Origin of the sequence: Larkinella punicea, from assembly GCF_003334855.1 — a bacterium.
Classification (GTDB): domain Bacteria; phylum Bacteroidota; class Bacteroidia; order Cytophagales; family Spirosomataceae; genus Larkinella; species Larkinella punicea.
The window spans coordinates 84,513-105,619 of record NZ_QOWE01000024.1; the positions used below are offsets into that span (position 1 = coordinate 84,513).

At 51.8% G+C, this 21,107-nt stretch carries 22 protein-coding genes; 12 read left to right on the top strand and 10 right to left on the bottom strand.

Annotation, left to right across the window (positions count from 1 at the left end; all coding sequences use genetic code 11):
* Window position 1: 1 nt before the first annotated feature.
* Window positions 2-1,891, bottom strand: coding sequence for a YgiQ family radical SAM protein (locus DUE52_RS25010; RefSeq protein WP_114408810.1), 1,890 nt, complete (start codon window positions 1,889-1,891; stop codon window positions 2-4).
* Window positions 1,892-1,976: 85 nt separating this feature from the next.
* The gene (locus DUE52_RS25015; RefSeq protein WP_114408811.1) at window positions 1,977-3,281 is read right to left on the bottom strand and encodes an alpha/beta hydrolase family protein; all 1,305 of its coding nucleotides are present in this window, start codon (window positions 3,279-3,281) and stop codon (window positions 1,977-1,979) included.
* 237 nt (window positions 3,282-3,518) lie between these two features.
* Between DUE52_RS25015 and DUE52_RS25020 the strand changes: the two genes are divergently transcribed.
* The 3 genes from DUE52_RS25020 (at window position 3,519) to DUE52_RS25030 (ending at window position 5,101) form a co-directional block, all read left to right on the top strand.
* Window positions 3,519-3,866: an ArsC family reductase gene (locus DUE52_RS25020; protein WP_114408812.1), complete on the top strand. Its 348-nt coding sequence runs from the start codon at window positions 3,519-3,521 to the stop codon at window positions 3,864-3,866.
* A gap of 22 nt (window positions 3,867-3,888) precedes the next feature.
* Window positions 3,889-4,290 (top strand): group III truncated hemoglobin, encoded by a 402-nt coding sequence (locus DUE52_RS25025; protein WP_114408813.1) that lies wholly within the window; start codon window positions 3,889-3,891, stop codon window positions 4,288-4,290.
* 163 nt (window positions 4,291-4,453) lie between these two features.
* A complete protein-coding gene (locus DUE52_RS25030; protein WP_114408814.1) occupies window positions 4,454-5,101 on the top strand; it encodes a DUF2306 domain-containing protein in 648 nt (215 codons plus the stop codon).
* Window positions 5,102-5,109: 8 nt separating this feature from the next.
* Here the strand turns inward: DUE52_RS25030 and DUE52_RS25035 are convergent, their stop codons facing one another.
* From DUE52_RS25035 to DUE52_RS25045, 3 genes are read right to left on the bottom strand one after another with little or no spacing between them, the layout of a single operon-like run.
* Complete coding sequence (locus tag DUE52_RS25035) at window positions 5,110-5,250, bottom strand: DUF2256 domain-containing protein (protein ID WP_114408815.1); 141 nt, start codon at window positions 5,248-5,250, stop codon at window positions 5,110-5,112.
* Window positions 5,251-5,895, bottom strand: coding sequence for a flavin reductase family protein (locus DUE52_RS25040; RefSeq protein ID WP_114408816.1), 645 nt, complete (start codon window positions 5,893-5,895; stop codon window positions 5,251-5,253). It lies immediately after the preceding gene.
* A 49-nt stretch (window positions 5,896-5,944) separates the two neighbouring features.
* Entirely contained in the window at window positions 5,945-7,117 is a 1,173-nt protein-coding gene (locus DUE52_RS25045; protein WP_114408817.1) for an ATP-binding protein, read from the bottom strand.
* Between the two features lie 200 nt (window positions 7,118-7,317).
* Between DUE52_RS25045 and DUE52_RS25050 the strand changes: the two genes are divergently transcribed.
* Together DUE52_RS25050 and DUE52_RS25055 are read left to right on the top strand one after the other, a co-directional pair.
* Window positions 7,318-7,902 carry a hypothetical protein gene (locus DUE52_RS25050; protein WP_229312296.1) on the top strand — a complete coding sequence of 195 codons (585 nt, stop codon included), beginning with the start codon at window positions 7,318-7,320 and terminating at the stop codon, window positions 7,900-7,902.
* Window positions 7,899-8,894: an alpha/beta fold hydrolase gene (locus DUE52_RS25055; RefSeq protein WP_114408818.1), complete on the top strand. Its 996-nt coding sequence runs from the start codon at window positions 7,899-7,901 to the stop codon at window positions 8,892-8,894. Before DUE52_RS25050 ends, DUE52_RS25055 begins: the two co-directional genes overlap by 4 nt.
* A gap of 68 nt (window positions 8,895-8,962) precedes the next feature.
* On the opposite strand, the gene DUE52_RS25060 is transcribed toward DUE52_RS25055, so the two are convergent.
* Window positions 8,963-9,652: a hypothetical protein gene (locus tag DUE52_RS25060; protein WP_114408819.1), complete on the bottom strand. Its 690-nt coding sequence runs from the start codon at window positions 9,650-9,652 to the stop codon at window positions 8,963-8,965.
* 149 nt (window positions 9,653-9,801) lie between these two features.
* On the opposite strand from DUE52_RS25060, the gene DUE52_RS25065 reads away from it, so the two are divergent.
* From DUE52_RS25065 to DUE52_RS25085, 5 genes are all read left to right on the top strand, one after another.
* On the top strand, window positions 9,802-10,653 hold the full coding sequence (locus tag DUE52_RS25065; RefSeq protein ID WP_114408820.1) for an aldo/keto reductase: 852 nt from the start codon (window positions 9,802-9,804) through the stop codon (window positions 10,651-10,653).
* A gap of 143 nt (window positions 10,654-10,796) precedes the next feature.
* Window positions 10,797-11,786 (top strand): 2-hydroxyacid dehydrogenase, encoded by a 990-nt coding sequence (locus tag DUE52_RS25070; RefSeq protein ID WP_114408821.1) that lies wholly within the window; start codon window positions 10,797-10,799, stop codon window positions 11,784-11,786.
* Window positions 11,787-11,911: 125 nt separating this feature from the next.
* The gene (pssA, locus tag DUE52_RS25075) at window positions 11,912-12,595 is read left to right on the top strand and encodes a CDP-diacylglycerol--serine O-phosphatidyltransferase (RefSeq protein ID WP_310587827.1); all 684 of its coding nucleotides are present in this window, start codon (window positions 11,912-11,914) and stop codon (window positions 12,593-12,595) included.
* 50 nt (window positions 12,596-12,645) lie between these two features.
* Entirely contained in the window at window positions 12,646-12,897 is a 252-nt protein-coding gene (gene purS / locus DUE52_RS25080) for a phosphoribosylformylglycinamidine synthase subunit PurS (protein WP_114408823.1), read from the top strand.
* A gap of 21 nt (window positions 12,898-12,918) precedes the next feature.
* A complete protein-coding gene (locus DUE52_RS25085; RefSeq protein WP_114408824.1) occupies window positions 12,919-13,920 on the top strand; it encodes a 3-oxoacyl-ACP synthase III family protein in 1,002 nt (333 codons plus the stop codon).
* A gap of 92 nt (window positions 13,921-14,012) precedes the next feature.
* Here DUE52_RS25085 and DUE52_RS25090 read toward each other — a convergent pair whose 3' ends face one another.
* Window positions 14,013-14,375, bottom strand: coding sequence for a CoA-binding protein (locus DUE52_RS25090; protein ID WP_114408825.1), 363 nt, complete (start codon window positions 14,373-14,375; stop codon window positions 14,013-14,015).
* A gap of 359 nt (window positions 14,376-14,734) precedes the next feature.
* Between DUE52_RS25090 and DUE52_RS25095 the strand changes: the two genes are divergently transcribed.
* Window positions 14,735-15,322 carry an HNH endonuclease gene (locus DUE52_RS25095; RefSeq protein WP_114408826.1) on the top strand — a complete coding sequence of 196 codons (588 nt, stop codon included), beginning with the start codon at window positions 14,735-14,737 and terminating at the stop codon, window positions 15,320-15,322.
* Between the two features lie 30 nt (window positions 15,323-15,352).
* Here DUE52_RS25095 and DUE52_RS25100 read toward each other — a convergent pair whose 3' ends face one another.
* The gene (locus DUE52_RS25100) at window positions 15,353-19,093 is read right to left on the bottom strand and encodes a sensor histidine kinase (RefSeq protein ID WP_114408827.1); all 3,741 of its coding nucleotides are present in this window, start codon (window positions 19,091-19,093) and stop codon (window positions 15,353-15,355) included.
* Between the two features lie 82 nt (window positions 19,094-19,175).
* Complete coding sequence (locus tag DUE52_RS25105) at window positions 19,176-19,502, bottom strand: HesB/IscA family protein (protein WP_114408828.1); 327 nt, start codon at window positions 19,500-19,502, stop codon at window positions 19,176-19,178.
* Between the two features lie 174 nt (window positions 19,503-19,676).
* On the opposite strand from DUE52_RS25105, the gene DUE52_RS25110 reads away from it, so the two are divergent.
* Window positions 19,677-20,201: a DUF7935 family protein gene (locus tag DUE52_RS25110; RefSeq protein ID WP_114408829.1), complete on the top strand. Its 525-nt coding sequence runs from the start codon at window positions 19,677-19,679 to the stop codon at window positions 20,199-20,201.
* Between the two features lie 12 nt (window positions 20,202-20,213).
* Here the strand turns inward: DUE52_RS25110 and DUE52_RS25115 are convergent, their stop codons facing one another.
* A complete protein-coding gene (locus tag DUE52_RS25115) occupies window positions 20,214-21,095 on the bottom strand; it encodes a hydroxymethylglutaryl-CoA lyase (protein WP_229312297.1) in 882 nt (293 codons plus the stop codon).
* Window positions 21,096-21,107: the final 12 nt, after the last annotated feature.

The window sequence follows — 21,107 nt, forward strand, 5'->3', positions numbered from 1 at the left end:
TTTACTTCCGCTTCCGCCCGTTGTAATTCCCGGTATACTTGTTGGTACTTTCCTTTTTGGCACTTCCCAAAAGCCGTTCGAGCAAATCCGGGCGGTTGAGTTTGGTCAGCCGGTCGCGAATCCAGTTTTTGTATTCCGGTTTGTACCAAAAGAAATAGTTATTCTGGTTCTTTTTTTCTTCCCGGGTTTTCGCGGTTTTCACCGGTTTCAGCGTGTAGGGATGAACCCCGGAATAATAGATCACTTCGGCCACCGTCATCGGTGTGGGCGTAAAGTCCTGAACCTGTTCGAGTTGGAAGCCGAGGTCTTTGGTTTCTGCCGCCAGGTTGGCCATATCCTGTTCCTCGCAGCCGGGGTGCGACGAAATGAAGTAGGGAATCAGTGGCTGCTTGAGGTTGAATTTTTCCTGAATCTTGTCGTATTTCTCCTTAAAGAGTTTGAAATACTTGAACGACGGTTTTCGCATCACCCGCAGCGTATCGTCGGACGTGTGCTCGGGGGCAACCTTCAACCGACCCGACACGTGGCGCGTAACGAGTTGCTCCATGTATTCGTCGTGGTTGCCATCCTGATTGTTTTTATTAAAATCATCGACCAGCAAATCGTAGCGTACGCCCGAACCCACAAAGGCCTTTTTGATGGCGGGGTGGGCGTCGACTTTGCGATACAGCTCCGTCATCGGCTTGTGCGACGTATCGAGGTTCGAACAAATCACCGGGTGAATGCAACTCGGGCTCTGGCACCGGGCGCAGATCGACTCGTCTTTGCCCTTCATCTTGTACATGTTGGCCGATGGCCCGCCCAAATCCGAAATGTATCCTTTGAACTCGGGATGCTTCGTAATTTCTTCGACTTCTTTCAGAACCGACTTTTCGCTCCGGGAAGCAACAAACTTGCCCTGGTGCGCCGAAATGGTGCAGAAACTACAGCCGCCAAAACAGCCCCGGTGCATGTTGACCGAGAACTTGATCATTTCGTAGGAAGGAATCGGCCCCCGCTTTTTGTATTTCGGGTGCGGCAGGCGGGTGTAGGGTAAATCGAACGACTGGTCGATTTCGGCTTCTTCCATCGTCTTGAACGGCGGATTGATCACCAGAACCTGGTCGCCGACTTTCTGGAGAATCCGGTTGGCCTGCCACTTGTTCGACTCCACCTCCACAATTTTGAAGTTGGCCGCGTACTTGATTTTATCTTCCAGACAAACCTCGTGGCTCGCCAGTTCAACTGAACTCCACGCATTATAATCCTGTAGTTCAGTCCTGGCATCGTGCAGAAAAGCCACCTGATTGATGTTCCGCATCGAAGAAAACGGCACACCCTGCCGCGCCAGTTTCAGGATTTCACGCAGGGGTTGCTCGCCCATGCCGTACACCAGCATATCGGCCCCGGCATCCACCAGAATCGACGGCATCAGCTTGTCCTGCCAGTAATCGTAATGGGTTACCCGACGCAACGAAGCCTCGATGCCGCCGAGCAAAACCGGCACATCGGGGTAGATTTCTTTCAGAATTTTGGTATACACAATGGTGGCATAGTCGGGTCGGAAACCCGCTTCTCCGCCGGGCGTGTAGGAGTCGTTGGAGCGCAGGCGTTTGTTGGCCGTATAGTGGTTGACCATCGAATCCATACAACCCGCCGTCACGCCAAAGAAGTATTTGGGCTTGCCAAACTTCCGGAAATCGCGCAGGTCGTCTTTCCAGTTGGGTTGGGCAATAATGGCGACCCGAAAGCCTTCACTTTCCATGATGCGGCCAATCACGGCGGTTCCAAACGCCGGGTGGTCTACGTAGGCGTCCCCTGAAACAAGCACAATATCAACTTCATCCCAGCCTCTTTTTTCGACTTCTTTCATCGTCAGAGGCAACCAGTCTGTCAGGGGTCTTTCAATCATGAGCACGTGAATTAGCTATCTCAGAACCATCGAAATTACGAAATAATTCATTCAAAGCCCTAATCTATCGTGGATTGCAACGGCCCTATGGCTTGGCATGCCGCATTTCCAGCCCCACCGACGTCCGGGGTTTGAAACCCGCCCACGGTTCGGTTGTGGAGGTTTCCGGCAGGTTCAGGTACTTCGCGTAATCAAGTTTCTTGAGGTGAATGCCCAGAAAGGCAGTGACAAAATGCTGATTGATGTTATTGATCCGGCGTTCGTTCCAGGCCGGTTCCGAAAAATGCTGGTAATCGTCGAGCGGCTGGCCGGGTTTCAGCGTGGCGGCCGGGGGCGGATTGGGGGCCACGTTGTGCCGGGCGTTGACATAGGTCAGCAAATACCGGTCGGCATTGACGGCTCCGTCGTAAATGGCTTTGATGCCTTTCTCGTAGCCCGAAACGTCGTCTTTGCTGCCGGCGACAAACAGCGTCGGCCCGGTCAGACCCGCCAGCCCTTCGGCATCCCAAACGCCCCGCTCCATGCCCCAGGGCGCAAACGCCACCGTGGCTTTGATGCGCGGACCAATCGAGGTTTTGTAGCCGGGATCGCTCAGGGTGCGGGTTTGCAGGGCCGTGCTGCCCCCCGCTAATTGTCCGAAGAATTTGACGGCCTGGGCGCTATACCCGGCACCCATCACATTAAGTGCGCCGTAGCCACCCATCGAGTAGCCAACCAGGGCGGTATTGTCGGTGTCTACTAAACCGCTCAGAAAACTTTTGGCGGTTTTAGCACCCAGCCGCGCTATTTCGTTCAGCACAAACAGGTCGTCGAGCGAGCGATTGAGCAAAGTACTCTGAAAACCGGCCAGATCCTGATAGGTCGATTCGGTGTGGCCGATGGCGACCACGACGTAGCCTTTCGACGCCAGATTCTCTGTCAGATACGTCAGCAACAGCCGAGACCCCGGATACCCGTGTGACACAATAACGAGCGGATAGGCTCCTTGAGATCCATCCGGTTCAGCTTCGCGCAAGGCCCGGCCGCCAAACGTAAATGGCACCAGCGGGCGTTTGGGATCGTTGGCGCGGCCCAGCGCGTCTTCGTAGGTGACGAGCTGCGGTTTCCCCGCCGGTATTTTGGCGGGATACCAGACTTCCACCGTTAAGGGCCGGTCATACAGCGGACTTTTGCCTTCTTTGGTATGCAGCACATCGACCTGCGCCGTGTGAATCAGTTTTAAGGTTCGAACACCGACGGCGTGGGGGCCGCGCGGGGCCAGCTCGGGGGCGTCGGGCAGGAGGTCACCGGGCAGAAAGGCGTCGGTGGCTGGCTGAGCGTGGGTCAGAAAGCTGACGCCCAGAAACAGAACGAGGAGCAGGTTTTTCAAGGTTGGTAGTCGGTTAACCATAAATCCGGATGTTGTGATGGAACGCTTCGTTTGGGAACTCAAACTGACAGGTGGCAAAGCTTGTTTCACGTTGTAAATACTCGTCCGTGAGTTTCTTTATCGTGATCGAAAGAGGAGTATAAAGAATGTAAGCACCGCCGGGCAAACGGAAAGGGGGACGCCCGGCCAAACTACGCTCCAAAACCGCTGATTCCAACCCGCAAATTCGCTACTTTTGCGGCTCAATATACGCCATTCATGTACACCCTCTACGCCATTCCGAATTGCGATACCGTGAAAAAAGCCCGCGTCTGGCTGGCTGAACACGGCATTGCGTACCAGTTTCACGATTACAAAAAACAGGGCATCGACCGGAAAACGATTGAACACTGGCTGACGCAAAAGCCGTGGGAAGAACTGGTGAACCGCGCCGGAACAACCTGGAAAAAACTGCCCGAGGCCGAAAAACCAACCCGGATGGAAGACGCCATTGCGCTGATGATCGACAAGCCGTCGGTGATTCGCCGGCCGCTGATCGAAGCAGAAAATCAGATTATTGCGCTCGGGTTTAAACCGGAAGTCTACGAAAATGTGTTCTCAACGTAGTAACGTATAAAACCGGGAGTTGATGAGCAAACGAACGCTGGATTCGCCGGAAGCCATCCGGTTTTTGGTGGATTCATTTTATGAAAAAGTACAGGCTGACGACTTCATCGGCCCCATTTTTACCGATGTCGCCCACGTCGACTGGGCGAAGCATTTACCCAAAATGTACGCCTTCTGGGAAAATATTATTCTGGGCAACGATGCCTACCACGGTCATCCGTTTCGGCCCCATCTGCTCATCAATCAGCAACATACGCTGACCCTCGACCATTTTGAGCGGTGGCTGAAGCTATTTTCAGAAACGCTTACGGAACATTTTGAGGGAACGAATGCCGAACTAACCCGCCAGCGCGCTACGCAGATTGCCCTGGTCTGGAACCACAAATTCGAGTACATCAACAACGATTCGCATATGGGCGGCTGATCGAGATTTGCAATCTCGATCCCCTCTGTCGCGGACTTGTAATCCGCAGCATCTATCACCTACTGCGGATTGCAAATCCGCGACAGAGGGGGTTCAGATTGCAAATCTGAACCAGCACAACCCGACAAATTTGAACCAGCCACCCGTAATTTTAGAAAACACAATGCGCCTGAAAAGGCTCTTCAGCAAGGTTGCCACCGGGATAGGGTATTTCCTGATTTTCGGGGTGGCACTCTATGCCCTGGCCTATTTTCTGCCGGGCTACCAACCCGGTTTTCTCACCAGCAAGCCGTTGGGCAACCTGTTCTGGCGAACGGTCTTTTTTACACACGTTGGTCTGGGTGCTGTTGCGCTGAGCCTGGGGCCGTTTCAATTTTCCCGCCAACTCCGCCAGCGCCGGGTCGGGTTACACCGGCGACTGGGAAAACTCTACGTGTTCAGCATCCTTATTGCGAGCGTGGCCGCATTTTGCGCAGCCTGGTTTGCCAGCACGGGCTGGGTGGCGGCTGTGGGTTTTGCGGGGTTGGCCATCGCCTGGTTTTACACGACATTTCGCGCTTACCGGGCGATTCGCCAGGGCCAGATTCGCAGCCATCAGGAATGGATGATGCGCAGTTATGCCACCACCCTGTCGGCGGTGACACTCCGAATCATTTTACCCGTCGAACTAGCGGTTTTTCAACTGCCGTTTTCAATGGCGTATCCCATTGTCGCCTGGTTGTGCTGGATCCCGAATCTGATTTTTGTGGAATGGTGGCTATTGCGAAGAAATCGGGTAAAACCGCCGATGCTGCCTGGAATGGCTAAATGAGCAGCGTTCTATAACCCGGTATTTTTGTTTCGCCGGCATCGTTCACTGCAATATTTCACCTCGCTCCAGACGGTTTCCCATTTTTTTCGCCAGCTAAACGGCCTTCCACAGACCACGCAGATTTTTGTGGGTAAATCCTGCTTTTTCATCTATTCCTTTTCTCCGGAAAAATCGGGCAGCGACTGCGGGCGGGCATACGGAAACTGGGCGAACTTGGCCAGTTTGTAATAGCTGTTCAAGCCCGAAATGCCCACATCGTCAACGTGGCTGAGGTCGATATGCCCCTGCTCATCGACGGCGTCGTCCGGCACGATCAACTGCTCGATTTCGCCGATGATCAACATCGTGTTGTTGGCTTCAATCGGAATGCCCTGCAAAAACTTCAGGCCCAGTTTCAACTTGCTTTCTTTTACAAAAGGCGCTTTAAAACCGGAAAGGTATTCTTCCGTAAAGCGGCATTTGTCAAACTCCGACTCGTATCGTCTGAATTTGGCGGAGGTGTAATGCGCCTGTTCCGCAAACGATTCGTGAACGTGGTTGATGGTGTAAAAACCGGTTTCGAGAATGTTTTCGTAGGTATGCTGACCCGCTTCCCGATCGGGACGCAGGATGAACCCCAGCAGGGCGGGATTGCTCCCCAAATGAATCACCGAACTGAAAATGGCCAGATTGGACTGGCCCTCGTTCGAAACCGATCCGATGAGGTTGGCCGGTTTGATGCCGGTGACGGAGTTGATGATATTCAGACGTTTGATTCGTTCGGTGGTTTCAAGGTCTGCTTTGGTCAGGTGCATAATCGGTCTGGGTTTTAAAGTCTTTTAAAATAGAAATGGAGAAGAGTGGTCACTCCAGGATGCCCGCATTGGCTAACTCTGACCAAACGGATTGAATACTGCACACTTTTACATCTTTTCGTAACCAATAGCCCTCTGTTTCGGGAGTAATCACCAGATTGACTGGCGTTTGCAAATCAATAAGAGCCTCCGTGTTACCCCGTTTCAAGGATGGATCGTTCGAATAGCGAATCTCAATAGCTACCGCGGGCTTACCGGCTTTTACCAAAATCAAATCCAGTTCGGCGCCGTTTTGCGTTCGATAATAATAGGGGGTTACGTTCATTGGGATGCGTGATATAATCTGTTGAACGACGTAGCCTTCCCACGACGCACCCAAAAGAATGCTACCGGTTAAAGCGTTGTAATCGCTGATATCAGCCAGTGCATGCACCAAACCGCTATCCCGAATAAAGATTTTAGGCGCTTTTACCAGCCGTTTTCCAATATTGATAAAGTAAGGTGCCAGCCGTCGAATCAGATAGGCGTTCTCCAGAAACCCGATGTACTGTTGAATAGTTTTGACTGACAAATCCAATGAACGGGACAAATCACTGTAATTAAGCAAACCGCCATGTATATTTACTAACATCGTCAGCAAATTACGGATGAGGGCAGGTTGGGCAGCTAGGCCTAATTGCGGCAAATCGCGCTGAACATAAGTCTGGATAAAGCTCTCCATCCAAAAATGCCACGCCTTTTGATCGGGTGCTTGCAGCGCATCCGGAAATCCACCTTTAAGCCAGTGTTGTCGGTAGGTATACGCAGGTTCAACTTCCAGCAAGTGTAAGGGCGAAAGCTCCAGATAAATGATACGTCCGGCCAGTGTTTCCGACGAATTCTTGAGGAGGTCCGGCGAGGCAGAACCCAAAAGCACAAATCGTCCCGGAATCCGGTGCTGATCGATCATCGAGCGTAATAAAGGGAATAGCTCGGGCATCCGCTGAATCTCATCCAATACAACCAATTTATCCTGGTTAGCCTGGAAGAAAAGATCAGGCTGTTGTAAACGACGCTGATCGGCAAAGTACTCCAAATCAAGATAAAGCACTTCTTTCGCGGAGTGGGTCAGTAACGTTTTAACTAAAGTCGTCTTGCCTACCTGTCGGGGACCCAGCACGGCGACAGAAGGAAAGATTGAAAGGCAGGACTGAATAGCTGAAGAAAGCGCCCGATCGAACATCAATCAAGTATTTTTTTAGTCAAAGGTAAAATTTACTTGATTAATAGCAAAATTGCCATCCTACTCATTAGCATCATCATTGCTCCTATAGCAAACCATCGGCTACTTCTGTCGCCTTCTGATCGTTTTTTTGCATCTTCTGACACCTTTCATCTGCAACCAATCTGCGACCTTTACAGCCTGATAAACAACACCATACCATGAACATGAAACGTTACACCAGGATTGGGCTCCTGCTCCTGGCAGTTTTTGCTGCTCTGTCCGGCCCGGAAGCCCGCGCCCAGCAACTGCGGGTGGCTTATTTCGGCGAAACCGTCACCCACTACGGGCTAAAAGTGGCCTACGAATACCCGCTCATTTCCCGCATTAAAGTCCGCAATTCGGCGCGGAAAGAATTCCTGTTGACACCCGGACTGGCGGTTTACAATCATCCCGACAACCACGTGGGCCTCATCCTTTCGCCCGAACTGGCCTACCAGCGGACGGGTCGGCGGGGCGGTACCTTTGAAGTCGGGCTTTCCAACTCGTATTTCCGGTATTTTCTGGCGGGAAAAACCTTCGAGGTCGATGAAAACGGCGGCTTTCGGCGGGTCAAAATGGCCGGTCGTGGAGCCTATCTGCCGACGGTTTCGGTCGGTTTCGGTCGCGATCTGTCGATTCGGAAAAACCGCTCACTCGCCTGGTATGCCAAGCTGAACCTGATGCAGCAACGGCCCTACAACGCGTCAAGCCTGATGCGCTTTGGAATCGAATGTGGTATTCGCAAACCCCTGAAAAACAAATGAAAACGATCTATAAATACCTGTTTCTATTGATGGCGGTTTCGCTCGTTGCCTGCGAAAAAGACGACGCAACGACGACCGACCGGACGCTTTATTTACGGCACAAAGGCGCGGATATGCCCATATGGGTGCGCGGCAACCTGGCGTCAAACAAACTGGTGCTGTTTCTACACGGCGGCCCCGGCGACTGCGCCATGTGTTACCGTCATTACCTCAAAGGACTGGAAAACGACGTGGCCGTGGCCTATTGGGACCAGCGGATTGCCGGGTCGTCGTCGGGAAAAGTGGATGTCAAAACGTTGACTTATGAGCAGTTCGGCGAAGATGCGTATTACGTTGTGAAGCTGTTGAAAGCGCAATATCCCAACACCCAAATTTATCTGGTGGCGCATAGTTTCGGCGTGGAACTGGCGTGGCAATTTCTGACGACCAATGACAACCAGAAGCTGGTCAGCGGGTTGATCGCCGTCAATGGCACGTTTTCGACCTACCGCTGGCTGGTACAGATGCGGGAGTGGGTGCTGCGGGAAGCCCGTCGGCAAAACAATACCGCCATCGAGCAGTACGTTCAGGCACGGCCCGTAACCGCCGAGAATCTGGGAACCTACGAGTGGCCCGAACTCTACAAACGAATGCTCGACCTGGACGGCAATCCGGTTTCGATTTACGACGATAAGAAGTTTGTCATCAATTATTTATTTGCCTCACCCAACACCGCTCTGGCCCAGTTCTCGCATCCGAAAGCGTATACGGAATACGGTGAAACCACCATTCGGGGATATGACCGGAGCGCGTTCCTGAAAAATATCCAGATTCCGGTGGCCTTGTTCTGGGGCAAAAAAGACGGCGTGGTCCCCATCGAAATTGGCTACGAAACCCGGGATTTGCTGACAAAAACCGCGCCGACGTTTGTGACGTTCGATCAGTCGTACCACGAACCGTTTATATCGGAAACCGACCGGTTTGTGGGCGAAGTGTTGAAATTTGTCAGGTAAAAAGTCAGCCTCCTGATCGAGAGCGTATTTTCCGATCAGGAGGCTGACTTTTACCACAAAACCGCCTTTCAATCCATTTTGTAGCGAATCGTGGAAATGTAGCTGATCTTACCGTCCTTGAAATGTACCTGAACTTCGTCCATCAGGCCAGCGCCGGGATTATAGGTGAAATACCACTGTGGCGATTGGCGCATGGCTGGATCATAGGCCGCAGCGAGATTTTTTGTCAGGAGTGAGATGCGCTCAAATTTATTGGCATACGCACGAACCGCTCTGATTTTAACAAGCTTGGCATACAGCGAGCCCGTAGCGTCTCCGAGCCGGATGGATGAGGCCGCTTGTAAGTTCGCAGGCCACTGCGAGAGCTGTCGGCCACTGTTCAGATAAATGCTTTTAACCTGATTGGCTTCGATGGTGATCTGGACACCGGAGTCGGTTCCCTGGTTCTGATCCAGCAAAATGTATTGGTAGAGCGGAAGGCGCTCACGCAACTGCGCAAGGTCCGACGTGTTATTGCTGACGACGTTTAAAAAGGTGACGCCCGCGGTTTGCCGGAGGGTTTGAAGACCGGCATACGCTTTTTCAGCCTCATCGTTGATCGTCAGGCCCAGATAGCTTCCGGCAGCAATGCTGTCACGGCTAAGGATGACGGCGGGTGGTGGGCACACGGTGATTCGGTCGGGTTCAACCGAAGGGTCTGTTAGGCAACTGGTGAGGAATACGAAGAGAAACAAGGTTGGGAGTAAGGTATTTTTCATTGGATTGGGGAAAATTGAAGGATACTACCTGGTTGGACTCCCGGTTTTCTAATTTGGTTGGAAGGGTCACACACTAATTTTTCGCCCCAAATTGGAACGCGAACCGGATTGATCTTGTGTTGTGGTGGAATGAATCAACAAACCATACCATGAACAAAACAACAGAAGAGGCAACCTCGACCTTTAAAATTGGGGGCGACCTGGAAATCAACCGGTTGGGTTACGGCGGAATGCAACTGACCGGTTTTGGGGTGTGGGGCGATGCGCCAAACCGGGAAACCGCAAAGGCGGTTTTGCAAAAAGCCGTGGAGACGGGCGTGAATTTTATCGATACGGCGGATTCGTACGGCCCGCATACCAATGAAAAACTGATTGCCGATGCCCTGCATCCATATCAACAAGGACTCATCATTGCCACCAAAGGCGGTTTTGACCGAACCGGCCCCAATCAGTGGGTGATCAACGGCGACCCGGATCACATCCGGCAGGCGATTGAAGGAAGCCTTCAGCGGCTGAAACTGGAGCGCATCGATCTCTGGCAACTCCATCGGTTTGACCCCGACATCCCGGTTGAAGAAACCCTTGGGCCGGTCGTGGAAGCCGTTCAGGCGGGTAAAATTCGCCATGTCGGTTTGTCGGAAGTTGGCATCAAGGAGATTGAACGCGCCGAAAAAGTGTTACCGATCGTATCGGTCCAAAACCTGTATAACCTTGGCAACCGGAAGTGGGAAGCGGTTCTGGATTACACCATTCAACGCGGCATGGCGTTTATTCCCTGGTATCCGCTGGCGTCCGGGCCGAAGAAACTGGCCGCCAAAATTCGGGAAATTGCGGAAAAACACGAGGCTACAACGGCACAAATCGCCCTGGCGTGGTTACTGAAACGCTCGTCCAATATCCTTCTAATTCCCGGAACCAGCTCGCTCGATCACCTGGACGAGAATCTGGCAGCCGACCGGATTGTGTTGTCGGATGAAGATTTTGCGGCTTTGTCGGAATAAATCGCAGCCCGTCCGGTAGTTGAACCAAGCGAACGACTTTCCTCATGAACCGGGATTATGGCAATCATGATCATTCGTCGAAGTGATCAAAGTCATGCGGTGACGGGTCTAATTACCGTACTTTTGCATAAAATCCACGAGTTATGAAAATCGCCTTTTTCAGTACAGCCGCTTACGAACGGGACTGGTTTATCCGGTACCAGGCGCACCATACCATCACGTTTATCGACGAGATTCTGACCGAGCAAACCAGTCACCTGGCCAGCGGTTACGAAGCGGTTTGTGCATTCGTGGAAGATGATTTGAGCAAACCGGTTCTGGAATCGCTCCGGTCGCTGGGCATTCAGTTGGTCGCCATGCGTTGCGTGGGGCTGGACAACGTTGATCTGGAAGCCGCTGACGAACTGGGCATAACGGTTTTACACGTGCCGGGCTATTCGCCCTATTCCGTTGCCGAACACGCTGTTGCGCTGCTGATGGGGCTGGTTCGGCACATTCCGCAGGCACACGAACGGGTTCAGCAGGGTAATTTTTCGATCAATGGACTAACGGGCCAGGATTTACACGGAAAAACCGTCGGGGTAATCGGTACAGGGCATATTGGTCAGGCTTTTTGCCAGATCATGCTGGGGTTTGGCTGTCGGGTGCTCGCCTTCGATATCAAACCGAATCAGCCGCTGCTCAACGCGGGCGTCCGCTACGTTGCCCTGCCAACGCTTCTGGCCGAATCCGATGTGATCTCGCTGCACTGCCCCCTGAACGCCCAAACCCGCCAGCTTCTGGACGCACCGGCTTTGTCGCAACTGAAACCGACGGCCATTGTGGTCAACTCCAGCCGGGGTGGTCTGGTCGATACCGCAGCGGTTTTGGATGCGCTGGATGCCAACGCGTTGGCCGGGTATGCGGCTGATGTGTATGCGAATGAGAAGAAGTGGTTTCACCGGGATTTTTCCGGCCAGCCCATCACCGACGACTTGCTAAACCGCTTGCGGACGCACCCACGGGTGTTGCTGACGGCCCACCAGGGATTTCTCACCGAGGAAGCCCTGCAGCAGATTGCCCACCGGCTGATCCTCCAGATTTCGTTCTTCCAGAACAGCCGGCAGGAAGGCATCAGCAAGATGTCGATGTGACCGGTTTCTGAAAACCGTACCCACCGATTCGTTTTTCTTTCGGCCAAAATTTGAGTTGACAACTCTCTCGTGTAGCTTTACACCATCGTTTTCGGACGAGCGTGTTTCACTTAGCCATCACACCCATTACGAAATTGCTTCGCCATCTACCCAATGCCATGACCTGCGGCAACCTGCTGTGCGGTTGTATCGGTTTGGTGATGACCCTGCGCGGCCATTCCGACACGGCGGCCTGGCTTATTCTGCTGGCTGGAGTACTCGATTTTGGCGACGGTTTTGTGGCCCGGCTGGTTCATGCGTCGGGGCCGTTTGGAAAAGAACTGGATTCGCTGGCCGACGTCGTGACCTTCGGCGTTTTACCGGCCACGATGGTTTATCAGGCCCTGTGGTCGCTGGGGATGGGGAACTGGTCGTATCTGGCCTTCACCATTGCGGTTTTAGCCGCCTTGCGACTCGCCAATTTCAACATCGACACCCGCCAGTCCGACCAGTTTATTGGCCTGCCGGTTCCGGCCAACACCATTTTCATTGCGGCTTTTCCGCTCATGGCCTACTACCAGCCGCAGTTTGCTTTTCTGTGGCAAAACCCCATCACGCTCTTTCTTCTGATTGTTTTTTCGTTCATGATGGTGGCCGAATTGCCCTTGCTGGCGTTCAAATTCAAGTCATTCGGCTGGCGTGAAAACCGCATAAAATTCAGTTTTCTGATCGGATCGGCGTTTCTGTTGTTATTTTTGCACTTCGCAGCCGTACCGCTGGTGATTGCTTTATACATTTTGATCTCATACTTTGCTAAAAACAAGCCGTGACGGATTGAATTTTTACTCCTAAATTCCCGCACTGCTGATCTTCTTGAAACATGAAATACGTTGCTGAAATTGACATAATGCCCCAAAAGGAAATTCTGGATCCACAGGGCAAAGCCGTAAAACTGGGACTACACAACCTCCACATCGATTCGGTGGGAGACGTCCGGATTGGCAAACACATCCGCCTGGAAGTCGAAGCGGAGTCGGAAGAAAAAGCGAAGGAAACGGTCGATACGGCCTGCCGCCAACTGCTTGCCAACCTGATTATGGAAGAATACACGTTTTCGATTCAGGGCGTGTAGTCAGCCTCTCTTTCCCTTCTCATGACCTATTCCACCATCACCGGTCTGGGGTTTTACGTCCCCGAAAACGTCGTCACGAACCAGGATCTGACGCAGTACATGGATACGTCGGACGAGTGGATTCGGGAACGCACCGGGATTGAGCAACGGCGGTATTTTACCTACGGCAAAGACACCAACGCCAGCATGGCTGCGGCTGCTTCCCGCATGGCGATCGACCGCGCGGGTTTGCAAACGGCTGACATTGAGTTGATTGTCTTTGCGACGATTACGCCCGACTATTTCTTTCCCGGCTCGGGTTTCCTGATGCAGCGCGAACTGGGGCTGGAGGGAATCGGCGTTATCGACATCCGCAACCAGTGTTCGGGCTTTGTGTATGCTCTTTCCATTGCCGACCAGTTCATCAAAACCGGCATGTACAAGAATGTGCTGGTGGTGGGTTCCGAAATTCAATCGACCTGGATCAACAAAAGCAATCAGGGCCGGGGCGTGGCCGTCATTTTCGGGGATGGCGCCGGAGCCGCCGTTTTGCAGGCCACCGACGACCCTGAACACCGCGTTCTGTCGACCCACCTGCACGCGGATGGGCGATATGCCGAAGACCTCTACGTTCGGGACCCCGGCAGCAGCCGTCCGTCGCGCTCGGCCACCAAAGAGATGGTCGACGAAGGCGGTTTTGATGTTGTCATGAACGGCAATGCGGTTTTCAAACACGCCACGGTACGGTTTGCAGAAGTGATTAATGAGGCACTGAAAGCGAACGGTTACGGCCCCGAAGACATTGCATTGCTGGTGCCCCACCAGGCCAATATCCGCATTTCGGACTACGTTCGTCAACAACTGAAGCTACCCGCCGAGAAAGTGTACAACAACATTCAGCGGTTTGGGAACACCACGGCCGCATCCATCCCCATTGCGCTGACTGAAGCCTGGGAACAGGGCCGTATTCAACCCGGCGACGTGGTTTGTCTGGCAGCTTTCGGCAGCGGTTTCACCTGGGCTTCCGCGCTGATAAAGTGGTGATTTTTTTTAGAATAAAGAGGTGAGACAAGAGAATAAAGACAAAAAAACGTACTGTCTTTATTCTCTTGTCTCACCTCTTTATTCTAAAAAAATCAATACTGCCCCGTGGCCAGCATCACCAGCGTACAGGCTTCGATGGGTTCGATGCCCTGCTGTTGGAGGTCTTTCTCAAAAGCCGGGTTCTCCGTTCCCGGATTAAAAATAACCCGCCGGGGTTTCAATTTTTTGATGTATTCGTAAAGCCCCGTTTGGTTTCTGGCTGAAACGTACAGGGTAACCGTATCAATATCGTTCAATTCTGGTTGCCCGGTTCGAATGGGATTACCCCGAACCGTTCCCGACCGTGAACCGAGTAATTCAATTGCATGGCCATGCTGTACCAGGCGATTGGCGGCCTTGTTGGCATAGCGCTCCGGGTTTTCGGAAGCCCCAACAACTAATGTTTTGTTTTTCATCACTGCATTTTTTTATTCGACTCTTTCCTAAAAACTATCGGGACGGTAGTTTAGTTTCTATTTCAAATCCTAATCAGGCTCTGTTGCGTATATACCATTCCGGCCACTCCATCTCTATTGTTACTTTTCTGATCGACTTGCTATACCAAAAAATGCGCCTATATTTGTTTAACAAAAAGTGAAAAAGATTAAACAAAATAAAATTTGTGGGAACGATTAAGTTTGACTAAATTGTTCTCAACTTGTCTATTTCGATGAATTATTGCACTTTTAACCCTATTCATTCCCGGATCTTCCATCTACTTTGTTAATTGTTCATTCAACAAACATACCCAATGACTAACCGAATTAGCCTAAACATGCCTGAGAAAAGGACCAGCAATTACTGGAATGAGAAATGGGTGGCGATCAACTTTGAGGGAGTTGAAAACCCGCCCCGCTATGAAGTTTCGAATTATGGCCGACTGAAGAGTTTTCAAAACGACCCGAAGGATGGTACGCTCATCAACGGATCGATCATTCAGGGCTATCGTTCGCTCAACATCCGAACCGGCGGAAAAACGATCAACCGGTATTTTCACAAACTGATTGCCGAACTGTTTCTGAACCGCGAAAGCCCGGAGCAGAAGTACGTCATTCATCTCGACCATGACAAGAAAAACAATCATTTTCAGAACCTGAAGTGGGTAACGAAAGAGGAAATGATTGAACACAACCGCACGAGTCCGAACATCCTGAACCGCGAAATTCCGCGCCGGACCCGGAATTACAAACTGACGGAGTCGAAGGTGAAGATGATCAAAAAGCTATTGAAGAATGAGAAGAACCGCCTGAAAATGATCGCCAAGCAGTTTGGGATTACCCACACCCAACTGAACCGCATTCGTTCAGGTGAGAACTGGAAGCATGTTACGATTGACGATGACGTTTCGAGTGAGAAAAACTAAAGGCGGTTTTTTGCTGTGTGTTCAGCGTTGTTAATTGAGCCCGATGCTTTCGCCTTTCAGCCCACTACCCGTACCGATGGGCGGAATGTGGGGTAAACTGATAAAAAAGGTGGTTCCTTCTCCGGTTGCGGTTTCAAACCAGATGCTGCCGCCGGCGTGTTCGATCCCGCGTTTGGCAATGGCCAGCCCCAGGCCGGAGCCGCCCTCCTTCGTGCTGAAGTTGGGTAGGAAAATTTTACTGCGAATGGCTTCGGGAACCCCTGCCCCGTTGTCACTGATTTCAATATTGATGTGATCGTCGGTAACCGTTAGCCGTAGTTTGATAACCGGCTTCCGGTCGGCCGAAACGGATTGTACACTGTTGATAATCAAATTGGTAAGAATGCGGCCAATCAGTTGCCGATCGCCCATGACCATCACCGGATACGGGGAAATGTCCCGAATCAGCGTAATTTTTCCATCGTCGGCGTATAGATCGGCGGCTTTATTGATTACGGACGTGATCTCAAACAACTCATTTTTGGGCAACGGCATTTTGGCAAAGTCGGAGAACGACGTGGCAATGTCACTCAGGTTGTCGATCTGGTCGAGCAGCGTTTCCAGCGTCCGTTGCAGCACCCGCCGGGCCGTCGGATTGTCGGATTGCAGCGTGCGTTGCAGGTGCTGAAGCGTCAGCTTCATCGGCGTCAGCGGATTCTTGATTTCGTGGGCAACCTGCTTGGCCATTTCCCGCCAGGCCGACTGTTTTTCGCTTTGCGACAGTGCCTGCTTTTTCTCTTCCAGTTTCACCAGCATCCGGTTGTATTCGCCAATCAGCAACCCGATTTCATCGTCCGATTTCCAGTCCAGCGGCTCGTTAAACCGGTCGAGGTTGGTTTTGCGGATTTTCTGCGTGATGATTTTGAGCGGTTTGGTCAATACGTTGGAAGCCCAGTAGGAAACGAGCAGGAAGACCATGAACAGGCCCGTAAACACGCTCAGTGCCGTGGAAACGACATCGATCATCTGGTGTTCGAGTTCGGGTTCGGAATTGAAATGCGATACGCCCAGCATGCCCAGCAACTCGCCGTCGTAGGATTTGATGCTGGCATAGGCCGTGCGGTATTGCTTCGTTCCCAGCGACTCGGTGAGCAGAACCTGGTTTTCTTTCCCCTCAGCCAGGTGGATAAACGCTTCCGGATTGACCCGTTTCGACAGATGCCCACTTTCGTAGACCAGCGGTTGGGTCGAGCAGAAAAGAGTTCCGTTTTTGTCGAAAATACTGATCTCGATGTCGTCATCCTGCGTGATTTTCTTCAATTCTTCTTCGAGATACGCTTTGCTGGTCGTTCCCTGTAAAAAGCTGGTCCAGTCGCCCCGGAAATTGGAACTGATGTTCTTGGCGTTGGTCAGGTACGTGGTTTGCTGATACGCATCATAATTGGAACTGATGACGCCAAATGTAATGGCGACAACGAGCACCAACGGCAAAAAGAAGGCTGCGTTGAGGTAGAGTTGTGTTTTGGTCGAGTAATTAATATAAAACCGGGAGAAGCCAAACCGGATGGAATAAATCAGGATCAGAATCAGGATATACAGAATCAGAACCAGGTACAGAAAGGAGAAATTGGAAAAGAGGTTGCGAATCGGGTAGTCTCGGGATGAGATGACGACAATCCGGCCGCTTTCATCCTGCAAACCGACGTGTTTGTAGTTTTCGTGTGATACGCCCTGGTCGAACAAAACAGCGTCACTCAGCAGGGATGCCGGTAACTTCCGGTCGTAGTTGTATTCCCCGGAATTGTACAGCATTCGCTTGCCGGGGCTGTAAATGGCATAATTGTAAATTTGTGTTTCGGGGGCCTGAATGAATTTTTTGTCAGTCAGCAGGCTGGGATCCAGTCGTCCGGGCTGATTTCGGGTTAATTTCAGATCGAGCACGACATGCCCTACCCGGTTTTCACCCAGTTTGAAGTCGAAAAACTGGACGTATTGCTTGATGAAGTTATTGCCGGCGTCGTTGATGAAATAAATACCGGAGTATTGGGTTCGGTAGTGATCTTGCCGGAAACGCTCGGCATAATTCCGGTAATTGGTTTCTGCCTGCGGATTACCCGAGTTGAAAACCATAACATCGATCGAATACCGTTCAAAATACTTATCCAGGTGAACATTTTTGACCCGCTGCTGGATTCGTTCGCGCAGCAGCAGGGTGTCACTGGTCATTACCCGCCGAATTTCGGCGTCCTGCGTAATGGCAGTTCGTGACTTGTTAAGCAGAAATTCGCCAAATGCATCATTTTCGACCAGCAACTGTTTGCCAAATTCCCGTTTGTTGACAAGGTCTCTTTTAAGTCCTTGATTGTAAACAACATACGTTGCTACCGACGCGCAGACAAAAGCCGTAAAAAACAGGTAGAGGGTGGTTTTATACCGGAATGAATACAGCGCGCGCGGAAAACGACTCACATACAGCACCATGAAATAAACCCCCTGAATCGCTAAAATCCAGGGCATTGGTGTGGAGCCTTGCCAGAAAAGCAAGACCGACAGAATGGTGCCTATCAGGAACCAGAGCATGCCCCGCCACAGGGTTAGATTCAGGCGGATGAACAGACTGGAAAAAACATACTGAAGCAGAAAGAAAACCGTCGAAATGCCGATAAAAACCAGCAGACAGGCCATTTTTAAGCTGGAAAACGAAAGACTGAGCGTAATATCGAGCGTAAAACCGGACTTCTCGTAGATGGTATTCAGCTCGTGGAAACAACAGTAAAAGACACTATAACTGAGAACAACCGTGATGGTCGAAACGACGGCCTTCAACCCGTCCGACTGGCGCAGAAGCCAGTAGTAGGAGCGGGTGCGGTAAAACGTGCTGGCCAGATACGACGCCAGAAGGACCATCACGATGCAGTTCAGCAATTGATCGCCCAGGGAAGGAGCCACCACCGACGAACCGAAATAGCCGGGATTGAACAGATCGGTTTCGAAAAACAAAAAAGGAACGCCAAAATACAGCATCACCGCCCGAAGAACGATCAGATACAGGGCCAGAATCACAAAACCCGCCCCATAATGCCGGCTTCGACGTAAATTCAGGGTTCGGCGAACGAGGTAGATGCCCATGAAAAAGACCGATAACAGGGCCAGAATGACCGTGTTGACGGGTGACGTCTGGTTTTGATAGCCCTCCATTTGCGGAGGAATGACCGAAAACAGAAACACCGGCGTCTGGTCGTACATGCTTTCGTAAATGCTGCTTTTTTCCACCGAAATTTCCTGCGGTGTCAGCGAAAACAGATCCGGGTTGTATCCCGAGCGCAGGTAACCATTTTCAGTCTGGTAATGCCGGTAGACATTGACGAGCGAAAACACCTCCAGCGAATCCGTACCCTGCTTGACAAACTGCCTGCTGACCAGATATTTGCCCTGCGGAAACGACATCAGCCGGGGGTATAGAATGCTCTTTAGTTGTTGATAATCAGGGATAAAACGGTAGTCAGACCAGTAGAGAAGCTGTCTGTTGCGGAAGATGTAATACGGATATTTCGTTTCCCGGCTCAGGCCGGCAAACGTGGGTGGTGTTTTCTCCCGAAGCAATTCGCCGACGGCCTGGAGTTCTTCCGAACTGGTGTTCAGTTCATTTTTAATCCGTTCCTGGGTTGTCTGCAAATACTGTTCGTGGGCCGCACTGATTGCGCCCCTTTCCAGCACGGAATAGAAGAAAACTGACAACCCAAGTGCCAGAATCGATAGAATCAGGAAGATATGCTTGTTGAGTATACTCACAACAAAAATGGATGAAAAGGCTTTCCCTGCCTGCTATAACCCCAAAATCATGCCAAAATTTCCGGCATACTCCCCAGGTCGATTACTGGGGTTCGGATACGGTCTGCTCCGGTTTCTGAATGGTGAAACCGCGTTCGGCTTCCGTATTCTCGTACCCGACTTCAACCCCGAGCACGTAAAGCAGGTGTTTTTTGTCGATAATCACCCGAATGGTATCGATGTCGAATACCTCATCCGACTGGCCGGGCTGGTCGAAACCCAGCACCCACGATGACCCACAGCCTCCGCCCCGAATGCCAACCCGCAAACCATAGGTGTCCGGGATTTTGTTGGCCCGGAACGTCTCCTGAATCTGATCAATGGCTTGTGGCGTCAAACGAACCGGATTTTTGATACTTTCAATAAACATACTAAGTAAAAATTCCGTTTGCTGACTGAAATTTACAAACTTTACCCCACAATATAGCCACCCATTGCCAGTTTTCAGTGTGTGGCTTTCGCCACCGGTCTGGCAACGCTGTCCGCGGGACAGCCCCCGGCGATGGATAACGGAAAGTCGATCAACGACGCTTGAAAATTACGTATGGATTTTATCCCTGATTTAGTAAAATTACTGGTTCCGGCCGGTCTGGTTTTGTACGGAATGTATGTAACCGTCAAACTGATGCTCGAACGCGAAGCCGAAAAGCAACGCGTCGATCTGAAAAACCGGTATGCCAGCGAGGTTACGCCCCTGCGGTTGCAGGCTTACGAACGAATGGCCCTGTTTCTGGAACGCATCACGCCCGCCAACCTGCTGTTGCGGCTGAGCAGTGAGGCCCCGGTGGCGCTGGATCTGCAACAACTGCTGCTGCGCGAAATCCGGGAAGAGTACAATCACAACGTCTCCCAACAAATCTACATGAGTCAGGCCGTCTGGGAAGAGGTGCAGAACGCCATGAATGAAGTGATTATGCTTGTCAACGAAGCCGCGGGGCAAGTTCCGCCCGAATCGCCCGCCCTGGAGTTGTCTAAAAGGATTTTTGACATCGTGATCCAGAAGAATAGCCAGCCCACGGCGGCTGGGCTTAAAGCCGTTAAGGACGAGGTGCAGGCGGTTTTTCTGTAACGAATCTACGCACTAAACGGGGCCGCCCGGCGGTTCGTGCGTGTTGAGAATTTCGGAGGATAAAACCAGGGCTTCCGCCAGGCGGTTTTGATCGATTCCGGTTGCAATTCCTTCCTTTTCAAGCAAATAGACGATATGTTCCGTCGGTAGATTACCGGTCAGGTCATCCGCAGCCATCGGGCAGCCGCCCAGGCCGTGCAAGGCGCCGTCGATGCGCCGAACCCCCGCCCGCAAAGCCGCCTTCACTTTTTCGGTGACCTGTTCCGGTCGGGCGTGCAGGTGGGCGCCAAACTCAATGGCCGGAAACGTAGCCAGCAAATACCGGAACAACGTTTCAATGCTTTCGGGTGTCGACGAACCGACGGTATCCGAAGGCGCGATGATTTCGATGCCGCTCTGAATCAGCCGTTCTGTAAATTGTCCAATTAGTTCAGGATTGTACGGGTCGCCATACGGATTGCCAAAACCCATTGACAGATAAACGACCAACTGCTTTTGGTGGGCAGCGCACAGGTGCTGAATGGCTTCTACCTCCGCAAACGCCTGTTCGATGGTTTTGTTGGTGTTGCGGAGTTGAAACGTTTCGGAGACCGACAGCGGAAAACCGAGGTACTGAATTTCGGGAAACGAAACCGCCTGCTCCGCCCCGCGTACGTTGGCGATGATGGCGAGTAACTTCGTTTGGGTTTCGCTCAGATCCAGACCTGCCAGCACCTCCGCCGTGTCGCGTAGCTGCGGAATGGCTTTGGGCGATACGAAACTTCCAAAATCGAGCGTGTCGAACCCTACCCGCAGCAGCGCGTTCAGATACCGGATTTTGTCGGTTGTCGGAATAAAACCGGGAAGGCCCTGCATCGCGTCGCGGGGACATTCGATCAATTTAAATGAATTCATGGGTGTTAAGAT

Excerpts from the sequence above, each read along its gene's own strand:
- DUE52_RS25010 (WP_114408810.1), bottom strand. The coding sequence starts at position 1,891 with ATGATTGAAAGACCCCTGACAGACTGGTTGCCTCTGACGATGAAAGAA.
- DUE52_RS25015 (WP_114408811.1), bottom strand. The coding sequence starts at position 3,281 with ATGGTTAACCGACTACCAACCTTGAAAAACCTGCTCCTCGTTCTGTTT.
- DUE52_RS25020 (WP_114408812.1), top strand. The coding sequence starts at position 3,519 with ATGTACACCCTCTACGCCATTCCGAATTGCGATACCGTGAAAAAAGCC.
- DUE52_RS25025 (WP_114408813.1), top strand. The coding sequence starts at position 3,889 with ATGAGCAAACGAACGCTGGATTCGCCGGAAGCCATCCGGTTTTTGGTG.
- DUE52_RS25030 (WP_114408814.1), top strand. The coding sequence starts at position 4,454 with ATGCGCCTGAAAAGGCTCTTCAGCAAGGTTGCCACCGGGATAGGGTAT.
- DUE52_RS25035 (WP_114408815.1), bottom strand. The coding sequence starts at position 5,250 with ATGAAAAAGCAGGATTTACCCACAAAAATCTGCGTGGTCTGTGGAAGG.
- DUE52_RS25040 (WP_114408816.1), bottom strand. The coding sequence starts at position 5,895 with ATGCACCTGACCAAAGCAGACCTTGAAACCACCGAACGAATCAAACGT.
- DUE52_RS25045 (WP_114408817.1), bottom strand. The coding sequence starts at position 7,117 with ATGTTCGATCGGGCGCTTTCTTCAGCTATTCAGTCCTGCCTTTCAATC.
- DUE52_RS25050 (WP_229312296.1), top strand. The coding sequence starts at position 7,318 with ATGAACATGAAACGTTACACCAGGATTGGGCTCCTGCTCCTGGCAGTT.
- DUE52_RS25055 (WP_114408818.1), top strand. The coding sequence starts at position 7,899 with ATGAAAACGATCTATAAATACCTGTTTCTATTGATGGCGGTTTCGCTC.
- DUE52_RS25060 (WP_114408819.1), bottom strand. The coding sequence starts at position 9,652 with ATGAAAAATACCTTACTCCCAACCTTGTTTCTCTTCGTATTCCTCACC.
- DUE52_RS25065 (WP_114408820.1), top strand. The coding sequence starts at position 9,802 with ATGAACAAAACAACAGAAGAGGCAACCTCGACCTTTAAAATTGGGGGC.
- DUE52_RS25070 (WP_114408821.1), top strand. The coding sequence starts at position 10,797 with ATGAAAATCGCCTTTTTCAGTACAGCCGCTTACGAACGGGACTGGTTT.
- purS (WP_114408823.1), top strand. The coding sequence starts at position 12,646 with ATGAAATACGTTGCTGAAATTGACATAATGCCCCAAAAGGAAATTCTG.
- DUE52_RS25085 (WP_114408824.1), top strand. The coding sequence starts at position 12,919 with ATGACCTATTCCACCATCACCGGTCTGGGGTTTTACGTCCCCGAAAAC.
- DUE52_RS25090 (WP_114408825.1), bottom strand. The coding sequence starts at position 14,375 with ATGAAAAACAAAACATTAGTTGTTGGGGCTTCCGAAAACCCGGAGCGC.
- DUE52_RS25095 (WP_114408826.1), top strand. The coding sequence starts at position 14,735 with ATGCCTGAGAAAAGGACCAGCAATTACTGGAATGAGAAATGGGTGGCG.
- DUE52_RS25105 (WP_114408828.1), bottom strand. The coding sequence starts at position 19,502 with ATGTTTATTGAAAGTATCAAAAATCCGGTTCGTTTGACGCCACAAGCC.
- DUE52_RS25110 (WP_114408829.1), top strand. The coding sequence starts at position 19,677 with ATGGATTTTATCCCTGATTTAGTAAAATTACTGGTTCCGGCCGGTCTG.
- DUE52_RS25115 (WP_229312297.1), bottom strand. The coding sequence starts at position 21,095 with ATGAATTCATTTAAATTGATCGAATGTCCCCGCGACGCGATGCAGGGC.